The following is a 16,578-nucleotide window of genomic DNA, read 5'->3' on the forward strand; positions in this document are numbered from 1 at the left end:
TGGCCGGGGGCTGCGGGGCCTGGGAGCCCACCCGGCCCGGGGCGGAGGAGGTCTCCACCCCGGGCGCGGGGTCGGGGGGTGTGGACGCGTACCGGTCAGCGCACCCGACGGATGCCCGTCTTGGCGAACGACGTGGTGTCGGTCTTGGCGACGCGGATGAAGTACGCGGTCTTGCGGCGGCCGTTGAGGTCCTTGACCTTGAAGATCGCGAGGCCGGAGGCGTTGACGGCCTTCGACTTCAGGATGACCTTGCGGCCGTTCTTGCGGACCTTCACCAGGGACGCGGTCGCGCCCTCGGCGGCACCGGCCGGGCGGGTGCGGACGGCGAGCTTGTCGGCCAGGCGGCCGGTGTTCTTGCCGCGGATGACCGCCGAGATCTTCGTGACCGGGTCGTCGGTGCGGAAGGTGACCACGTCCTCCACGGTGACGGCCTGGCCGTCGTAGGTGACGGTGGCGGTGACGGTGGCGTCACCCTCCTCGTCCGAGGTGAAGGTGTAGAACGCCTTGCCGGCGGCGCCGGTGGTCTTCTCGGCCGAGGAGTCGTTGCTCTCCGAGCCGGCACCCGAGCGGACGAAGTTCACCGTGGCCCCGCGGACCGGGTTGCCGTTCTGGTCGAGCACCTGGACGGTCTCGGTGACGGTCTCGCCGACCACCGGGTCCGCGTCGGAGCCGTCGGAGAGGGTCACGGTGCCCGCCTCGAGGTCGGGGGCGTACCAGGTGACCGTGTAGTCGTCGGTGACGTCCTCGGAGTCGTCGACGCGGGAGCCGCCGGCGCCGAACTCGGTCGTGGGGGCGTCCCACGTGGCGGTGACGGTCTGCTCGACCTCCTGGCCCGAGTAGTTGTAGGCGGTGCCCTCGTAGTCGCCGTCGTCGTAGTCGGTGTCGCCGTCGACGGTGGTGTCCGCGAAGGGCACGTCGTCGGAGAGCATGAAGCTCTCGTCACCGACCCGGTTGCCGAACTGGTCGGTGGTCACCACGGAGAAGAAGACCTCGTCGGTGGAGCCGACGACCACGTTCGGCAGCGTGCTCGGGTTGAACTTCGCCGTCGGCTCGAGCATCACCTCGCCGGCGTTGAGCGGGTCCTCGCTGGTCCAGTCGACGTCGCCCTCCTCGGTGACGTCGCCGGCGGTGGCGGAGACCGTGCCCATGACCATGCCGTCGTCGTCGAAGTCCTCGTCGCGACCGATGGAGACCCACGCGGTGGCCTCGCCGGAGCCGTCGGTGGTGACGGTCATGGTGTCGCCCTCGTCGGCCCACTCGCCGGCCATGGTGCCGGCGGCGCCGGCCTTGCCGTCGGTGAAGTAGCCGTGGTCGAGGGAGAGCTCGACCTCGGTGTTGGCCAGCGGGTCGTCGGCGTCGCCGTTCTCGTCGGCGCTGGAGACGGTGACGGTGATGCGCTGGAGCTCACCGGCGCTGTCGCCGCCGAAGGCGCCGGGCATGTCCACGTCCACGTCGACCACGCCGGGGGTGAGGTCGAGGAGGAACTCGACCGAGACGGCCTCGTTGTCGAACTGCGGGTCGCGGAAGGTGAGGGTGCCGGACTCCTCGGTCTGCGGGTCCGTGACCGGGTCGCTGACGGTCGCCGTGGCGACGCCGTCGGCGTCGGTCGTCAGCGCCACGCTGGCCTGGGGGTCGCCGTCGGCGTCCAGCACCATCGCGTCGTCGCCGACGTAGTCGGCGGACAGGTCGCGCTTCGGGAGGGGGGTGCCGTCCTCGAGGGCCAGCACGGCGTCGACGTCGACGTCGCCGCCGGCCATCGCCTGCACGGTGTCGGGGTCGCTGGTGAACGCGGCCTCGCCCGCCTTGACGGTGAGCACGTCGGAGGCGGCGATCGCGCCGTTGCCGAAGCCGTCGCCCTCGAGCTCGGCGACGAGCGTGTAGGAGCCGGAGGGGCCGCCGGTCGGGAAGGCGATGGTGGCGGTGCCGGTGCCGTCGGTGCTGGCGGTGGCCTCGGTGGTCTCGCCCGGGTCCACGGCGCTGTCGAACGGCGTGTACTCCCAGTGGTAGGTGACCGTGCGGCCCGCCTCGTCCACGGGGTTGCCGTTCTGGTCCTTGACCTGCACGGTCACGTCGCCGGGCGCGTACTCGTCCATGTCGAACGCGGCGCCGTCGGCGCTGGTGGCGTCGAGCTCGGTCTCGGCGGGCAGGTACTGGTCGACGGTGACGGTGTCGGACTTCTTGTCGCCCAGCACCGACTGGTAGCCGGCGGCCGCCGTGGCGTCGGCGTAGTAGTAGGCGTTGGAGCCGGCGGCCTGGGAGAAGGTCGCCTGGCCGTCGGCGTCGGTGAGGAAGGAGTCCACGTCGGAGGAGTCCGAGACCCGGGCGCCGGCGATCGGCATGCCGTTCTGGTCGGTGACGGTGACGGTGACGTCGGTGCTCTCGCCGGTCGGCAGCACGGCGTCGGCGGCCTCGGCGGTCACCGTGGTGATCGTCTGCTCGTACAGGCCGAACGCCTCGGTGTCCTCGGTGGCGCCGGAGGCCCGCAGCAGGAGCTGGTTCGGCGCCCCGTAGACGTAGGGCGAGGCCATGGTGGCGGTGCCGGAGATGTCCACGACGCCGGTCCAGCTGCCGGTGGAGGCGCCGGCGGCGGTGGTGTCGTCGGCGGTGCCGCCGTCCTGGAACATGCCGTCGGCGAAGTAGGCCAGGTCGGGCGCGGACGAGGTGGAGCCGGTGCCGTGGACGATCACGTGGTCGCCGCCGTAGGGGGCGCGGAAGACGCCGAGCGCGCCGCCGTCGGTGATGTTGGTGGTCTCGGCGGAGTTGAGCACCGTGACGCCGGGGACGGCGTCGTCGGTGGTGCCGCCGCCGGCCAGGGTCGCGGTCGCCCGGACGGTGAGCAGCGCGCCGGAGAGGGCGCCGGGGCTCCACTCGTAGGCGAAGGTGCCGTTGTCGCCGGTCGCGGTGCCGATCGTGGTCCACGAGGCGCCGCCGATGGAGTACTCGAACGTCACGCCGGTGACGTTCGCGCCGCCGATCGCGGTCAGGCGCACCGAGGTGTTCTGGCCGTCGTCCTTGGTGGAGACGACGCTGCCCGGGTCGACCATCATCACGTCGTCGGCGGTGACGCCGGCCGAGGTGGCGACCGACTCCGCGCTCGCGCTGCCGGCGAGGAGCGGGAGACCCGCGATCGCCAGGGCGGCGACGGCCGTGGTGGCCAGCCCCCGCTTGATGCCGCTGCTGTTCATGTCTGAAGACCTTTCGCACGTGGAACGCACCTCGGCCGGAGGGGATCTCAGAGCGATCCCGGCGAGGTGGTCACCGGCACCGGAGCCGGCGAACGCGGAGAACGTAAGGAGACCCCGACGTTGCACGAGCGTTTTGTGTTCTTTACCTTTAGCCCGGCAACAAGTGATCCCTGACACTCTCGACGTGAGAGACAAGTCACGCGTTTCGCCGACGCCCGCACCGCGCGGGCCGCGTCGTCTCGCCGCCGGCAGGCGCCCCCAGCGCCCGCCCGGAGCCACGGACCGCCCCAGCGGCCCGTCGTTCCCGCCAGCGACCGAGACACCCCCGAGGAACCGTGAGCATCACCGTGCGCCGACCTCTGCCCGGACCCGACGGCAGCGCCGCCCCTGGTCCCCGCCGCCCCGAGGTCCCCACCCGAGCCCGACGTCGCCGTGGCCGACCGCCGCAGCTGCCGGTGGACACCACCGGCCCCACCTCGTCCGGCCTCGACGCCGGCGTGCGCGTGGCGTGGCTGCTGGCCACCACCCGCAACCTGCACCCTGACGAGGACCACGACGACCGGTCGGCGTTCAAGCAGGCCGTGGTGGCGCAGGGCGTGCCCGCCGACCTCTCGCGGCTCTCCCGGTGGGAGTCCGGCCAGCTCCACGCCCCCGAGCGGCTGCTCGCCGCGTACGAGGCGGTGCTGGGCACCCGGCCGCTGGGCCTGCGGGGCCCGGACCGGCTGCTCCACCGCTACGACCTCGCGCAGCGTCCGCCCGCCGACCGCCGCTCCGGGCGGCCCGAGCCCCGACCCGAGGCGCTCGTGCCGCTGCTGGAGCAGATCACCGACGCACCCCGGGTCACCGGCGTGGACTGGCTGGCGGTGGCCCGCGAGCTGTCCCGCTTCGACTTCGTCTTCCTGCGCCCGGAGGAGTGGACGGGGCTCACCTCCCGCCTCGTCGCGGAGACCGTGGGCAGCCACGGGCTCGACCAGGCGCTGCGCTTCGAGGCGCTCGCCTCGCTGCTGGAGGTGCCCTCCACCCGCCGCCAGGTGCTGCACGCCCTGGGCCTGCGGCTCACCGACGCCTCCACCAGCACCGCCGGCCCCCTCCTGGCCCTGCTCGCCCAGGTGCCCGACCCGGCGGCCGCCCGCCTCGCCCTTCGTTTCCTCGACGACCCCCGCCCGGCCGTGCACCGCGCGGCCGTGGACGTCGTCGCCGACCTGGTGGCCACGGAGCAGGTGGACGCGGTCGGGCTCGGCGTGGCCGAGCAGCACGCGGTCCGCGGCCTGCTGTCGGAGGAGGACCGCGGCACGGCCGAGCTGGCGAACCTGCTCGCCGCGCTGCCGTCCTCCCGCTTCAGCCGGGTGCTCGAGCCCGTGCGCGGGCAGCACGTGCGCACCTGGGCGCTCACCGCCCGCGAGACCGGCCTGCTGCTGCCCGAGGAGGTGGTCCGGGTGCTGGTGCGCCGCGTGGCCGGCGAGGTGCAGGTGGCGACGCCCAGCCGCTACGTCACCGAGCCCGACCAGATGCTCGCCACGCTCGTCACCGAGGTGCTCGTCCACGTGAGCGGCCAGCGGCGCCGGCTCGCGGCGTGGACCCTGGCCGCCAGCCCGTACGCGCCGGCCTGCATCGAGGTGCTCGCGGCACTGGCCGACACCAGCGCCGAGCCGGTCCGCGAGCGCGCCCGGGAGGCGGCCCGGCTGCTCGCCGGCCCCGAGGCTGCGTGCGGCCGAGGCCTGGTGGACGGCACCCGGTGCGACCGGCAGTCGGACCTGGTGACGACACCCCTGGTCTGAGGGCTGTCCTCACCCTCCACCCGGGACGTCATACGGAGCGGACGCAGTGTCCCTCAGAGGTATGACGTCCCGGGTGCCGGTGCGCGGTCAGGCCTTGGCGACGAGGACGGCGGCGGTCTCGCCGTCGCCCACGGCCACCTCGGTCGCGGCGGCCGGGGCGGTGCCCGTGACCTCGAAGGAGGTCGCCAGCGTCTCGGAGGTGAGCAGGTCGCCGTGCGCGGTCGCGGCGGCCTGGACGGCGTCGCCGCCGGCCACGGTCAGCGCGATCCGGTCCGAGACCTCCAGGCCGGCGTCGCGGCGGGCCTGCTGGACGGCGCGCACCAGGTCGCGGGCCAGCCCCTCGGCCGCCAGCGCCTCGGTCACGGTGGTGTCCAGCACGACGAAGCCGCCGCCCGGCAGCACGCCCACGGCCACGCCCTCGTCGGCGGAGCCGGCCACGGTCTCGAGCGTGTACTCGCCCGCGACCAGCGCGATGCCGCCCGCGGTCACGACGCCTGCCGCGTCCACGGACCAGTCGCCCGACTTCGAGCCCTTGATCGCCTGCTGCACCTGCTTGCCCAGGCGCGGGCCGGCGGCACGCGCGTTGACGGTGAGCTTCTGCTCCACGCCGTAGGCGGCGGCCTCGTCGGCGTCGGCCGCCAGGAGCCGCACGGACTTCACGTTCAGCTCGTCGGCGACGATGCCGGTGAAGTCGGCCAGCGCCGCCTCGTCCGGCACCACGACGGTGAGGCTGGACAGCGGCAGGCGGGTGCGATGGCCGGCGGCCTTGCGCAGCGCGGAGGCGGCCGAGCAGACCTCGCGGACGGTGTCCATCGCGGCCACGAGCGCGTCGTCGGCGGGCAGGTCGTCGGCGGACGGGAAGTCGGTCAGGTGCACCGAGCGTCCGCCCGTGAGCCCGCGCCAGATCTCCTCGGTGACCAGGGGCAGCAGCGGGGCCGCGACCCGGCAGACCGTCTCCAGCACCGTGTAGAGGGTGTCGAAGGCGGCGGTGTCGTCGGCCCAGAACCGGTCGCGGCTGCGGCGGATGTACCAGTTGGTGAGCACGTCGAGGAACGAGCGCACCGCGTCGGTGGCGTCCGAGACCGCGTACTCGTCCATCGCCTGCGTGGTCTCGGCGACCAGGTCGCGGCACTTGGCGAGCAGGTAGCGGTCCAGCGGGTCGCTCGAGGTGGTCGAGGACGAGGCGGTGTGCCCGGCCCCCTCGTTCGCCGCGTTCGCGTAGAGGCTGAAGAAGTACCAGCTGCTCCACAGGGGCATGAGGACCTGGCGCACCGAGTCGCGGATGCCCTGCTCGGTGACGACCAGGTTGCCGCCGCGCAGGATCGGGCTCGACATGAGGAACCAGCGCATCGCGTCCGCGCCGTCGCGGTCGAAGACCTCGGAGACGTCGGGGTAGTTGCGCAGCGACTTGCTCATCTTGTTGCCGTCGCTGCCCAGCACGATGCCGTGGCTGATGCAGTTGCTGAAGGCGGGCTTGCCGAACAGCGCCGTGGCCAGGATGTGCAGCGTGTAGAACCAGCCGCGGGTCTGGCCGATGTACTCGACGATGAAGTCAGCCGGGAAGTGGCCCTTGGTGGCCGCGGTGCCGTCGAACCAGTCGGCGTTCTCGAACGGGTAGTGCACCTGGGCGTAGCTCATCGAGCCCGAGTCGAACCAGACGTCGAGCACGTCGGTGACGCGGCGCATGGTGCTCCTGCCGGTCGGGTCGTCGGGGTTCGGGCGGGTCAGCTCGTCGACGAACGGGCGGTGCAGGTCGGGGTTGCCCTCCTTGTCGCGCGGCAGGTCGCCGAAGTCGGCCTCCAGCTCGGCGAAGGAGCCGTAGACGTCGAGGCGCGGGTAGGCCGGGTCGTCCGACTTCCACACCGGCACCGGGGAGCCCCAGAAGCGGTTGCGGGTGATCGACCAGTCGCGGGCGTTGGCCAGCCACTTGCCGAACTGGCCGTCCTGGATGTGGTTCGGCACCCAGTTGATCTGGGCGTTGTTCGCCAGCATCTGGTCCTTGATCGCCGTGACCGAGACGAACCAGGACGAGACGCCCTTGTAGATCAGCGGCTGCCGGCAGCGCCAGCAGTGCGGGTAGCTGTGGTCGTAGGTCTCGCGGCGCAGCAGGATCGTGCCCGGGGTCGCGGAGCCGGTCTCGGCGGTCTCGAGGCTCGCCTCGCTCGCACCTCGACCACCGGAGGCCCCACCGTAGGCACGCGTCACCGCCTTGAGGTGGTCGATGACGTGCGGGTTCGCGTCGAAGACCTGCATGCCCGCGTACTCGGTGACCGGCGCGGTGAACGTGCCGTCCTTGCCGACCGGCATCACGGCCTCGATGTTCTCGCGGTCGGTGACCTCCTTGTCGACCTCACCGAAGGCGCCGGCGGTGTGGACGAGGCCGACACCGTCGGTGGTGGTGACGGCGTCGTCGGCGGCCACGACGCGGAAGGCGTTCTCGCGGCCCTCGTAGTAGGAGAACGGCGGGGTGTAGGTGCGGCCGAGCAGCTGGGCGCCGGTGTAGCGGCCGAGCACGGTGGGCTCGTCGGCGTCCGGGTACAGCTCCTTCTTGTAGGAGCCCAGGCGGGCCTCGGCGATGACGTACTTGGCGGTCGCCTCGGTGCCGGGCACCGGGCCCTCGACGACGACGTAGTCGATCTCGGTGCCGACCATGACGGCGAGGTGGCTCGGGAGCGTCCAGGGCGTCGTCGTCCACACGAGGAGGTGGGCTCCGTCCAGGACGGGGTCGTCCCCGGTGGCGTCCATCTGCAGGCCGACGGTGACGGCCGGGTCCTGGCGGTTCTGGTAGACGTCGTCGTCCATCCGCAGCTCGTGGTTCGAGAGCGGGGTCTCGTCCTGCCAGCAGTACGGCAGCACGCGGAAGCCCTCGTAGACGAGGCCCTTGTCGTGCAGGGACTTGAACGCCCAGATGACCGACTCCATGTACTCGGGGTTCATGGTCCGGTAGTCGTTGTCGAAGTCGACCCAGCGCGCCTGGCGGGTGACGTAGTCGCGCCACTCGCCGGTGTACTTCATCACCGACTCGCGGCAGGCGGCGTTGAACGTGTCGATGCCGAGCTCGACGATCTCGTCGGTGGTCTTGATGCCGTTGAGGCGCATCGCCTCGAGCTCGGCGGGCAGGCCGTGGGTGTCCCAGCCGAAGCGACGCTCGACGCGCTTGCCGCGCATCGTCTGGTAGCGCGGCACCAGGTCCTTCACGTAGCCGGTGAGCAGGTGGCCGTAGTGCGGCAGGCCGTTGGCGAAGGGCGGGCCGTCGTAGAAGACGAACTCGTTGCTCCCGTCGGCACCGGGGTCGCGGGCCTCGACGGAGGCGCGGAACGTGCCGTCCGCCTCCCAGTAGGCGAGCACCTTCTCCTCGATGCCCGGGAAGCGCGGGGACGAGGGGACGCCGGCGTGCTCGGCGTCGCCGCCGGTCGAGACCTGGGGATAGGTCGCCATGAGGTGAGCTCCTGGGAGGTGGTGGTGTCGTCTCTGCGTCGAGGACGACCACCCCTGTGCCGGGACGACCGCGGTACCACCTCGGTTGCCGCGCCCGGTGCTGCGTGGGTGCGGCCGCTCTTCACGGCTGTGACGGGCCTACCCGTCCGGTTCTACTGAGGCCGGTCTCGAGACGGTCGCTGCGCGACCTCCTCGACCACCGGTACCCGTTCTTCCGGAGGCTCGCCGCTGATGACGGCTCGAGCGCCTGTGCGTCGATGGTAGCCACGCGGGAGGCCTGCGCGTAAACCGGATTGCCTGCACGCCCGCCGGCGGGGTGGGGTGGGCGCCATGACCGGACTGTGGCTGCCGCCCGAGGACGACCCCCGCACCGCGCTCCCCCAGGAGCGCGGCGAGAAGCCGACGGTGCTCGGCTACCTGGCCCACTACCGGCTCACGCTGCGCCTGAAGTGCGCCGACCTGACGCCCGAGCAGCTCGCGACCCGGTCGGTGCCGCCGTCCTCGATGTCCCTCCTGGGCCTGGTGCGACACCTCGCCCGGGTGGAGCACCACTGGGCCCGGCGCTGCGTCGAGGGCCACGAGGAGCTGGATCGTCTCTACCGCACCGAGGAGCAGCCCGACCTCGACTTCGACGGCGTCCAGCCCACCCAGGGGTGCGTGGACGAGGCGTGGGCGTCGTGGGAGCGGGAGGTCGCGCACGCCGAGACGGTCTACGCGGCCGCCGAGCCCGACGCCGTGGTCACGTTCCGCGGGGAGCCCCTGGAGGTGCGCGACGTGCTCGTGCACATGGTCGAGGAGTACGCCCGGCACCTCGGCCACGCGGACCTGCTGCGCGAGTGCGTGGACGGCCGCACCGGCGTGTGACCGACGCGTGACCGGCCCGGCCGCCGCCCGGCCATGACGTTGTGACCGGCGTCACTCTGCGGTAGACACGGATCACCGATTCCGTCTGGAACCGGTTACATCCCTGGTCCACTCGGGAGGACCCATGACGCACCCCGCCCTGCCCACGCACGCCTCAGCACCACGTCCACCCGGCTCACCCGGCTCACCCGGCTCACCCGGGCGCCGCCGGCGCACCGCACTCATCGCCGTGGCCGCCGTCCCGCTGGTGGCAGCCCTCGCCGCGGTTCCCGGCCAGGCGCTGGCCGGCACCACCGGGGCCGCGCCCGCCGGCACGTCCGCGGACGCGGCCGACCGGGACACCGACCCGCTGGCCTTCGCCGGACCGCGCGAGACGCCGTTCGCCTGCGAGACCAGCGAGTTCCGCACCGCCGACGGGTCGATGCTGCCGGCGTCCGAGGGCCCCGACTGCGTCGTGCCCACCGAGGTCGACCACGTCTACCGCACCACCGACGGCCGGTTCGAGCCGCTGCCCGCGGGGCAGGACCGCCCCGCCGACCTCGCCTACACCCGCGTGGACGGGGAGCGCGTGCCCTACGTCGTGCGGGTCGAGACCGGCGTCGCCGACCGCGGCATCTACGAGATCGCGATGCTCGACGACCCCGCCGACGACGTGGAGCCCGCCCCCGGCACCCGCTCGCCCGGCTGGAACGGTCGGCTCGTCTACACCTTCGGCGGCGGCTGCCGCGCCGGGTGGTACCGGCAGGGCCCCGGCACCGGCGGCGTCCTGGTGCCCACCATGCTCGACCGCGGGTTCGCCGTGGCCTCCTCCTCGCTCAACGTCTACGGCCACAACTGCGACGACCTGCTCTCGGCCGAGGTCATGGCCCAGACGAAGCGGGTCTTCGAGCAGACCTACGGCGCGCCCCGCTGGACGATCGGCTGGGGCTGCTCGGGCGGCAGCTACCAGGCCCACCAGATCACCGACAACTACCCGGGGCTGCTCGACGGCATCGTCTCGGGCTGCTCGTTCCCCGACGTCGGGTTCGGCACCTCGCAGATGCTGTTCGACTCCCGCGTCCTCCAGAACTACCTCGAGGGCCACCCCGACGCGCTGACGGCCGCACAGCAGCAGGCCGTCGCCGGCTTCGGCGACCCCGCCGCCCTCGCGGCCATGAGCGACGGCGCGAAGCGGCTCGACCCCGACGCCGAGTTCGACCCCTCGGTGCCCGCGGCCCTGCGCTACGACGCCGCCACCAACCCCACCGGCGCACGCGGCACGATCTGGGACCACGCGGCCACCTCCTACGGGGTCGACCCGGGCACCGGGTTCGCCCGCGTGCCCAGCGACAACGTCGGCGTCACCTACGGCCTCGCGGCCTGGCGCGAGGGCGTGCTCGACGCCGACGAGTTCCTCGACCTCAACGCCGGGGTGGGCGGGCTCGGCGTGGACGCCGAGCCGACCGCGGCGCGCACCGCCGCCGACCCCGTCGCCCGGGAGAACGCCTACCGCACCGGCCGCCTGCTCTGGGGCGGCAACGGCCTGGGCGACGTGCCCGTCGTCGACTACCGCGCCTACACGGACGAGGCGGGGTACGGCGACATCCACATGCGCTACCAGTCCTTCTCCACCCGGGCCCGCCTGGTGGCGGCCAACGGCGACGCCGACAACCAGGTGATGCTGGTCGAGGACGACAGCCGCGGGCTCTTCGACGCCTCCTCCCCCGTGCTCGTGCGGGCCCTGGAGGGCGTGGACCGCTGGATCGCGGCCACCCGTGCCGACCAGCGGCCCGGCTCCGCCCACGCCCGGGTCTCCCGCAACCGCCCGGCGGGCCTCACCGACGCCTGCTGGACGCCGGCCGGCGAGCAGGTCCGCGAGCGCCAGGTGCTGCGCGGCGACACCCGCTGCAACGACCTCTACCCGAGCTACTCCTCACCGCGGATGGTGGCCGGCGGCCCCGTCGCCTCGGACGTGATCACCTGCCGCCTGGCCACCCCGGTGCGCAGCGACTACCCCCGCACGACGCGGGCCCAGTGGGCGCGGTTCGCCGAGGTCTTCCCCGACGGCGTGTGCGACTGGACCGAGCCGGGCGTGGACCAGCAGGCGCCGGACGGCACCTGGCTGCGCTTCAGCGCCCCGGGCGCGTGGCAGGTCGGTGCGCGTCCGACCTCCTGAGGACGCCGGACGGCCTGGCCGGTCGTGTGCTCCCCGACGGTGTCGGGGTGCTCAGGCCGGCCAGGTCGCCGTGACGGCGGAGGGCAGCGAGCGGACCAGCGCCAGGCCGGTGCGCTCGGCGGCCACGCCGAGCAGGCGCTGGGCCTCGGCCCGCAGCTGCCAGGGCAGGGTGTGGGTGAGCAGGCGGCCCACGGCGCCGTGCCGCGGCTCGGGGGTCTCGGCCTCGACCTGCACGAGCAGGCCGCTGGCCAGCACCTCGTCGAGCCCGTCGTGCCCGGCCGCGCCCTGCACGAGGGCCAGGGGGGCGTGCGGGCCGGCCACGAGGACCACGGCCAGCGCGGTCTGCCCGGCCAGGGTGAGCGCGCCGACGCGGGCGAGCACGCTGCGCTCGAGCAGGCCGGCGAACTCGGGCGCCAGCTCCTCGGGGTCCTCGGTGTCGGCGGCCCGCACGAGCAGGTCGTTGATCTCCGGCAGGTCGAGCAGGGCGGTCAGGCGCCCCGGGTTGCCGGCGCAGGCCCGCTGCAGGCAGGCCGCCGCGCCGCCGTCCGCGTCGAGGACCTCGCCGCGCAGCGAGGAGGCGAGGTGGGCGACGGAGGCGCGGTCGAGGCCGTCGAGGTCGATGACCGAGGCGCTGGGGTCCTGCGAGACCAGCGGGACGTCGGCGTGCGCGCCGAGCACGAGGGACACGCTGGAGCGCCAGGCGGTCTCGGCGAGCAGCCGCAGCTCCTCGGGCGAGCACAGGTCCGCGTCGTCGACGACGAGGCTGGTGCCGCGTCGGGCGGCGAGCGGGATGAGGTCGCGGGCGCTGGCGGGGGTGATGTCGACGTCCGTGCCGACCTCGGCCCACGGCGACCCGGCACCGCGACCCGGGCGACGGCCGGAGACCTCGAGGCGACGCGCGACCTCCTGGAGCACCGCGCTCACGCCCACCCCGGCGCGGCCGCGCACGAGCACCGGCCGACCCTCGCGGGCCGCGGCCTCGATGCGGGCCAGCTCCCGGTTGCGGCCCATGAGCAGGGGCGTCCGGGAACCGGCGGTGACTCCGGAGATCACGGTCGGCTCCCCCTGGCCGGTGCGCCGGCCACGTCCTGCGCCGCGACTCCCCCGTCGTCGGCCTGTGGCCCGAGGGTAGGTCCCGTCTGGTGGCCCGCCAAGGCATGCACCGCCGTTTCACCTGCGGTGGGTAGGACGCGGCGGGCGAGGCACCGCGTCCATCGCGTGGCACGGTTTCCGCCGGCGTCGGTGGGGCCTCCTAGGCTGGCCCGCGTGAGCGAGCAGAGCACCCCCGAGACCACCTCCCCCGGCGCCTGGGCCCACGGCCTGGTGACCCGCACCGAGGACGGCACCGTCCTGGACGCCTGGTTCCCCGAGCCCCGCCTGGGCGCCATGCCGCTGGGCGACGAGGCGCCCGTGGAGCTGACCGAGCTCACCGGCCCCGACGACGCCCGCCGGGTGCGACGCGACCTGGTGACCGTCGAGGTCGCCGACCTGGCCGCGCCGCCGGCCGACACCGTCGACGCGTGGCTGCGGCTGCACCTGCTCTCCGCCCGCCTCGTGCGGCCGCACGGCCTCAGCATGGACGGCGTCTTCGGCAAGCTGACCAACGTCGTGTGGACCACCGCCGGCCCCTGCGCCGTGGAGGGCTTCGAGCTCACCCGCGCCCGGCTGCGCGCCCGCGACGGCCACGTCACCGTGCTCGGCGTCGACAAGTTCCCGCGGATGGTCGACTACGTGCTGCCCGCCGGCGTCCGCATCGCCGACGCCGACCGCGTGCGCCTGGGCGCGCACCTGGCCGAGGGCACGACCGTCATGCACGAGGGCTTCGTGAACTTCAACGCCGGCACCCTGGGCGCCTCGATGGTCGAGGGACGCATCTCGGCCGGCGTGGTGGTCGGCGACGGCTCGGACGTCGGCGGCGGCGCCTCGATCATGGGCACGCTGTCGGGCGGCGGCAAGGCCGTCATCTCCGTCGGCGAGCGCTGCCTGCTCGGCGCCGAGTCCGGCCTGGGCATCCCGCTCGGTGACGACTGCGTCGTCGAGGCCGGCTGCTACATCACTGCCGGCACCAAGGTGACCGTGCTCGAGCCGGGCGCCGAGCCGCGCCTGGTCAAGGCGCTGGAGCTGGCCGGCTCCTCCAACGTGCTCTTCCGCCGCCACTCGGTGACCGGGCGCATCGAGGCCGTTCCGTGGAAGGGCGAGGGCATCACCCTCAACGCGGACCTGCACGCCAACTGAGCAGCCCCTCCCGACGCGGCGGCCGCGTCGGGAGGAACGGGCCCGGCCGGGCGGCGAGTCGATTCGCCCCGGCTTGGCCCGACCCGGACGATGTCCTCATGCGGAAGGTGGCGGTGGGCGTCGTCGTGCTCGGCGTCGTCGCCGTCGCGGCGTTCGTCGGCGTGCGCGTGCTGCTGGACCGGGTGGTCTCGCCGTTCCTGGCCTCCCCCGAGTGCACGGCCACCGTCGACGACACCACCGTCACCCTCAGCCCGGAGCAGGCGCAGAACGCGGCCCTGATCGCGGCCATCGCGGTGCGCCGCGACCTCCCGGCCCGCGCGGCCACCATCGCCCTGGCCACCGCCTACCAGGAGTCGGACCTCTACAACCTCTCCACCGGCGACCGCGACTCCCTCGGGCTCTTCCAGCAGCGCCCCTCGCAGGGCTGGGGCACCGAGGACGAGGTGCAGAACCCCGCCTACGCCACCAACGCGTTCTACGACGCGCTGGTCGCGGTGGACGGGTGGCAGGAGCTGCCGATCACGGTGGCCGCCCAGGAGGTGCAGCGCTCGGCGTTCCCGGAGGCCTACGCCGACCACGAGAACGACGCCCGGGTCCTCGCCTCGGCGCTGACGGGGTGGTCGCAGGCCGCGTTCACCTGCGTGGCCGGCGACGCCCCCTCCGCCGGCCCCACCCGGCTGCTGGAGTCCGGCCTGACCCGACGCGCCGACCGGGTGCGCCGGGAGGTCCTGGCCGTCTTCGGTGACGTGCCGCTCGGCGGGTTCGCGCCCGGCGGGGTGACCGACGGCCACTCCGAGGACTCGGCGCACTACGACGGCCGGGCCGTGGACGTCTTCTTCCGCCCCGTGGACGAGTCCTCGAAGGTGAGCGGCTGGGCCGTGGCCCAGTACCTGGTGGCGCAGGCGGACCGGCTCGGGATCGCCACCGTCATCTACGACGCGCGGATCTGGACCGCGCGCCGCTCGGAGCAGGGCTGGCGCGACTACGACATCGACACCGGTGACGCCGACGCGGCGACGCGTCAGGTGCTGCTGCACCGCGACCACGTGCACGTCGACGTCTACCCCTGACCCGAGACCTGAGCCGACACCTGAGCCCCGCCCGTGCGGGCGCGTCAGCAGGCCCGTCAGGACGTGAACACCTGGTAGGTGACGGTGGTGGACGAGCCGTCCGTCTGCGCCGCCACGTCCACCTGGCCGTCCCCGCCCATGAGCAGGTAGCCGGTGCCGCCGGGCAGCTTCGTGCCGACCTCCCAGCCGGCCGTCTCGAGCCGCTTCACCGCCGCGGCCGCAGCGTGCTTCGCGGTGCCCGTGGCCGAGACCGTGACGTCGAAGGACTCCGAGGACCCCGATCCGGTCGTGCTCGACGCGGTGACGTCCCCGTCGAGCAGGGGCACCGTGTCGGTCGGGAAGTCCGCGGGCAGGGCGGGCGACGAGGAGCCGGCCGACGCGCTGCTCTGCGCCGTCGCGGCCGAGGAGGCGGAGGCGTCGGTCGAGTCGTCGCTGCCGCAGCCGGTGAGGGAGCCGAGGCCCACCAGGGCGAGCACGGCGCAGCCGGCGACGGCGCGGGTGGAGCGGGCGCGGGCGGAGCGGGCGGAACGGCTACGGGCGGGCTGGGCGTGCGTCATGCCTGCAGCGTCCCTCCGCCGCCTGAGCGGCGGGGAAACGCATGCCAAGGATCGCCTGCGAGACACCGCCCGAGGAGGCTCCCGACCGGTCCGCCCCTCCCAGCAGTGGCTCAGCGGGCGGTGAGGCGCTCGACGGCCGCGTCGACCCGCTCGTCGGTGGCGGTGAACGCCACGCGCACGTGCGTCGAGCCGGCAGCACCGTAGAAGGTGCCGGGGGCGACGAGGATGCCGCGCTCGGCCAGCCAGGCCACCGTCTCCCAGGCGTCCTGCTCGACGCCGTCGACCACGCGGGTCGACCACAGGTAGAGCGAGGCCTCGGAGTGGTCGACGCGGAAGCCGGCGGTCTCCAGGGCGGCGCGCAGCCTCGCGCGGCGGGCGGCGTAGCGGGCGTGCTGGTCGACGGCGTGCTCGTCGTCGTCCAGCGCTGCCTTCATCGCCTCCTGGACGGGGCCCGGCATGATCAGGCCGAGGTTCTTGCGCACGGCCAGCAGCTCGGCCACCAGCACGGGGTCGCCGGCGACGAACGAGCAGCGGTAGCCGGCGAGGTTGGAGCGCTTGGAGAGCGAGTGCAGCGCGAGGATGTTCTCGTGGCTGCCGCCGCACACGTCGGGGTGCAGCACCGAGACCGGCGAGGCCTCCCACGAGCACTCGACGTAGCACTCGTCCGAGACCACGACGGTGCCGCGCTCGCGGGCCCAGTCGACGACCTTCTTCAGGTGCTCGGGCGGCAGCACGCGGCCGGTGGGGTTCGAGGGGCTGTTGAGCCACAGCAGCGCGGGTGCCTCGGGGCCCAGCGCGGTCAGCGAGTCGGTCGCGACCGGCGTCGCCCCGGCGAGCACGGCGCCGACCTCGTAGGTCGGGTAGGCGAGCTCGGGGAAGACCACCGTGTCGCCCGGGCCCACGCCCAGGTGCAGGGCCAGCTGCGCGACGAGCTCCTTGGAACCGACGGTGGGCAGCACCTGGTCGAGGCCGAGACCGGTGACGCCGAGGCGGCGCTCCATCCAGTCCAGGCACGCCTGCCGGGTCGAGGCCAGGCCGATCGTGGTCGGGTAGCCCGGCCACTGGGTCGCCGCGGCGAGCGCGTCGGCCGCCACGTCCGGGGTGGGGTCCACGGGCGTGCCGACGGAGAGGTCGACGATCCCGCCCGGGTGCGCCCGCGCCGTCTCGGCGTGGGCGCGCAGGCCGTCCCACGGGAAGTCGGGCAGCCTGCTGGAGACGGACGCGGGGCCCCCCCCCCGCGGGGGCGCGGTCGCGGCGGTGACGCGCCGGGGGCAGCCCCGGGTCTGCGGCGGCCGG

At 73.9% G+C, this 16,578-nt stretch carries 10 protein-coding genes; 5 read left to right on the forward strand and 5 right to left on the reverse strand.

Features of this window, described 5'->3' with window-relative positions; genetic code table 11:
* Nucleotides 1-95: 95 nt before the first annotated feature.
* Nucleotides 96-3,185, reverse strand: a complete 3,090-nt coding sequence (locus tag M8316_RS20580) for an Ig-like domain-containing protein (RefSeq protein ID WP_272495016.1) — start codon at nt 3,183-3,185, stop codon at nt 96-98.
* A 335-nt stretch (nt 3,186-3,520) separates the two neighbouring features.
* Between M8316_RS20580 and M8316_RS09890 the strand changes: the two genes are divergently transcribed.
* Complete coding sequence (locus tag M8316_RS09890; protein ID WP_250054185.1) at nt 3,521-4,963, forward strand: hypothetical protein; 1,443 nt, start codon at nt 3,521-3,523, stop codon at nt 4,961-4,963.
* An 87-nt stretch (nt 4,964-5,050) separates the two neighbouring features.
* Here M8316_RS09890 and ileS read toward each other — a convergent pair whose 3' ends face one another.
* The gene (gene ileS / locus M8316_RS09895) at nt 5,051-8,401 is read right to left on the reverse strand and encodes an isoleucine--tRNA ligase (RefSeq protein ID WP_250054187.1); all 3,351 of its coding nucleotides are present in this window, start codon (nt 8,399-8,401) and stop codon (nt 5,051-5,053) included.
* A 330-nt stretch (nt 8,402-8,731) separates the two neighbouring features.
* Between ileS and M8316_RS09900 the strand changes: the two genes are divergently transcribed.
* Nucleotides 8,732-9,265, forward strand: a complete 534-nt coding sequence (locus M8316_RS09900) for a DinB family protein (protein ID WP_250054189.1) — start codon at nt 8,732-8,734, stop codon at nt 9,263-9,265.
* 229 nt (nt 9,266-9,494) lie between these two features.
* Complete coding sequence (locus M8316_RS09905; protein ID WP_250054190.1) at nt 9,495-11,420, forward strand: DUF6351 family protein; 1,926 nt, start codon at nt 9,495-9,497, stop codon at nt 11,418-11,420.
* 51 nt (nt 11,421-11,471) lie between these two features.
* On the opposite strand, the gene M8316_RS09910 is transcribed toward M8316_RS09905, so the two are convergent.
* A complete protein-coding gene (locus M8316_RS09910; RefSeq protein ID WP_250054192.1) occupies nt 11,472-12,473 on the reverse strand; it encodes an ATP-binding protein in 1,002 nt (333 codons plus the stop codon).
* 213 nt (nt 12,474-12,686) lie between these two features.
* On the opposite strand from M8316_RS09910, the gene dapD reads away from it, so the two are divergent.
* Nucleotides 12,687-13,655, forward strand: coding sequence for a 2,3,4,5-tetrahydropyridine-2,6-dicarboxylate N-succinyltransferase (gene dapD / locus M8316_RS09915; RefSeq protein WP_250054194.1), 969 nt, complete (start codon nt 12,687-12,689; stop codon nt 13,653-13,655).
* 98 nt (nt 13,656-13,753) lie between these two features.
* Nucleotides 13,754-14,725 (forward strand): VldE C-terminal domain-containing protein, encoded by a 972-nt coding sequence (locus M8316_RS09920; protein WP_250054196.1) that lies wholly within the window; start codon nt 13,754-13,756, stop codon nt 14,723-14,725.
* A gap of 56 nt (nt 14,726-14,781) precedes the next feature.
* Here M8316_RS09920 and M8316_RS09925 read toward each other — a convergent pair whose 3' ends face one another.
* Both M8316_RS09925 and dapC read right to left on the reverse strand, forming a co-directional pair.
* Nucleotides 14,782-15,282, reverse strand: a complete 501-nt coding sequence (locus M8316_RS09925; protein WP_250054198.1) for a hypothetical protein — start codon at nt 15,280-15,282, stop codon at nt 14,782-14,784.
* A gap of 110 nt (nt 15,283-15,392) precedes the next feature.
* Entirely contained in the window at nt 15,393-16,487 is a 1,095-nt protein-coding gene (gene dapC, locus M8316_RS09930; RefSeq protein ID WP_250054206.1) for a succinyldiaminopimelate transaminase, read from the reverse strand.
* Nucleotides 16,488-16,578: the final 91 nt, after the last annotated feature.

It is taken from the genome of Nocardioides bruguierae (genome assembly GCF_023554635.1).
In the GTDB taxonomy this organism is placed as follows: domain Bacteria; phylum Actinomycetota; class Actinomycetes; order Propionibacteriales; family Nocardioidaceae; genus Nocardioides; species Nocardioides bruguierae.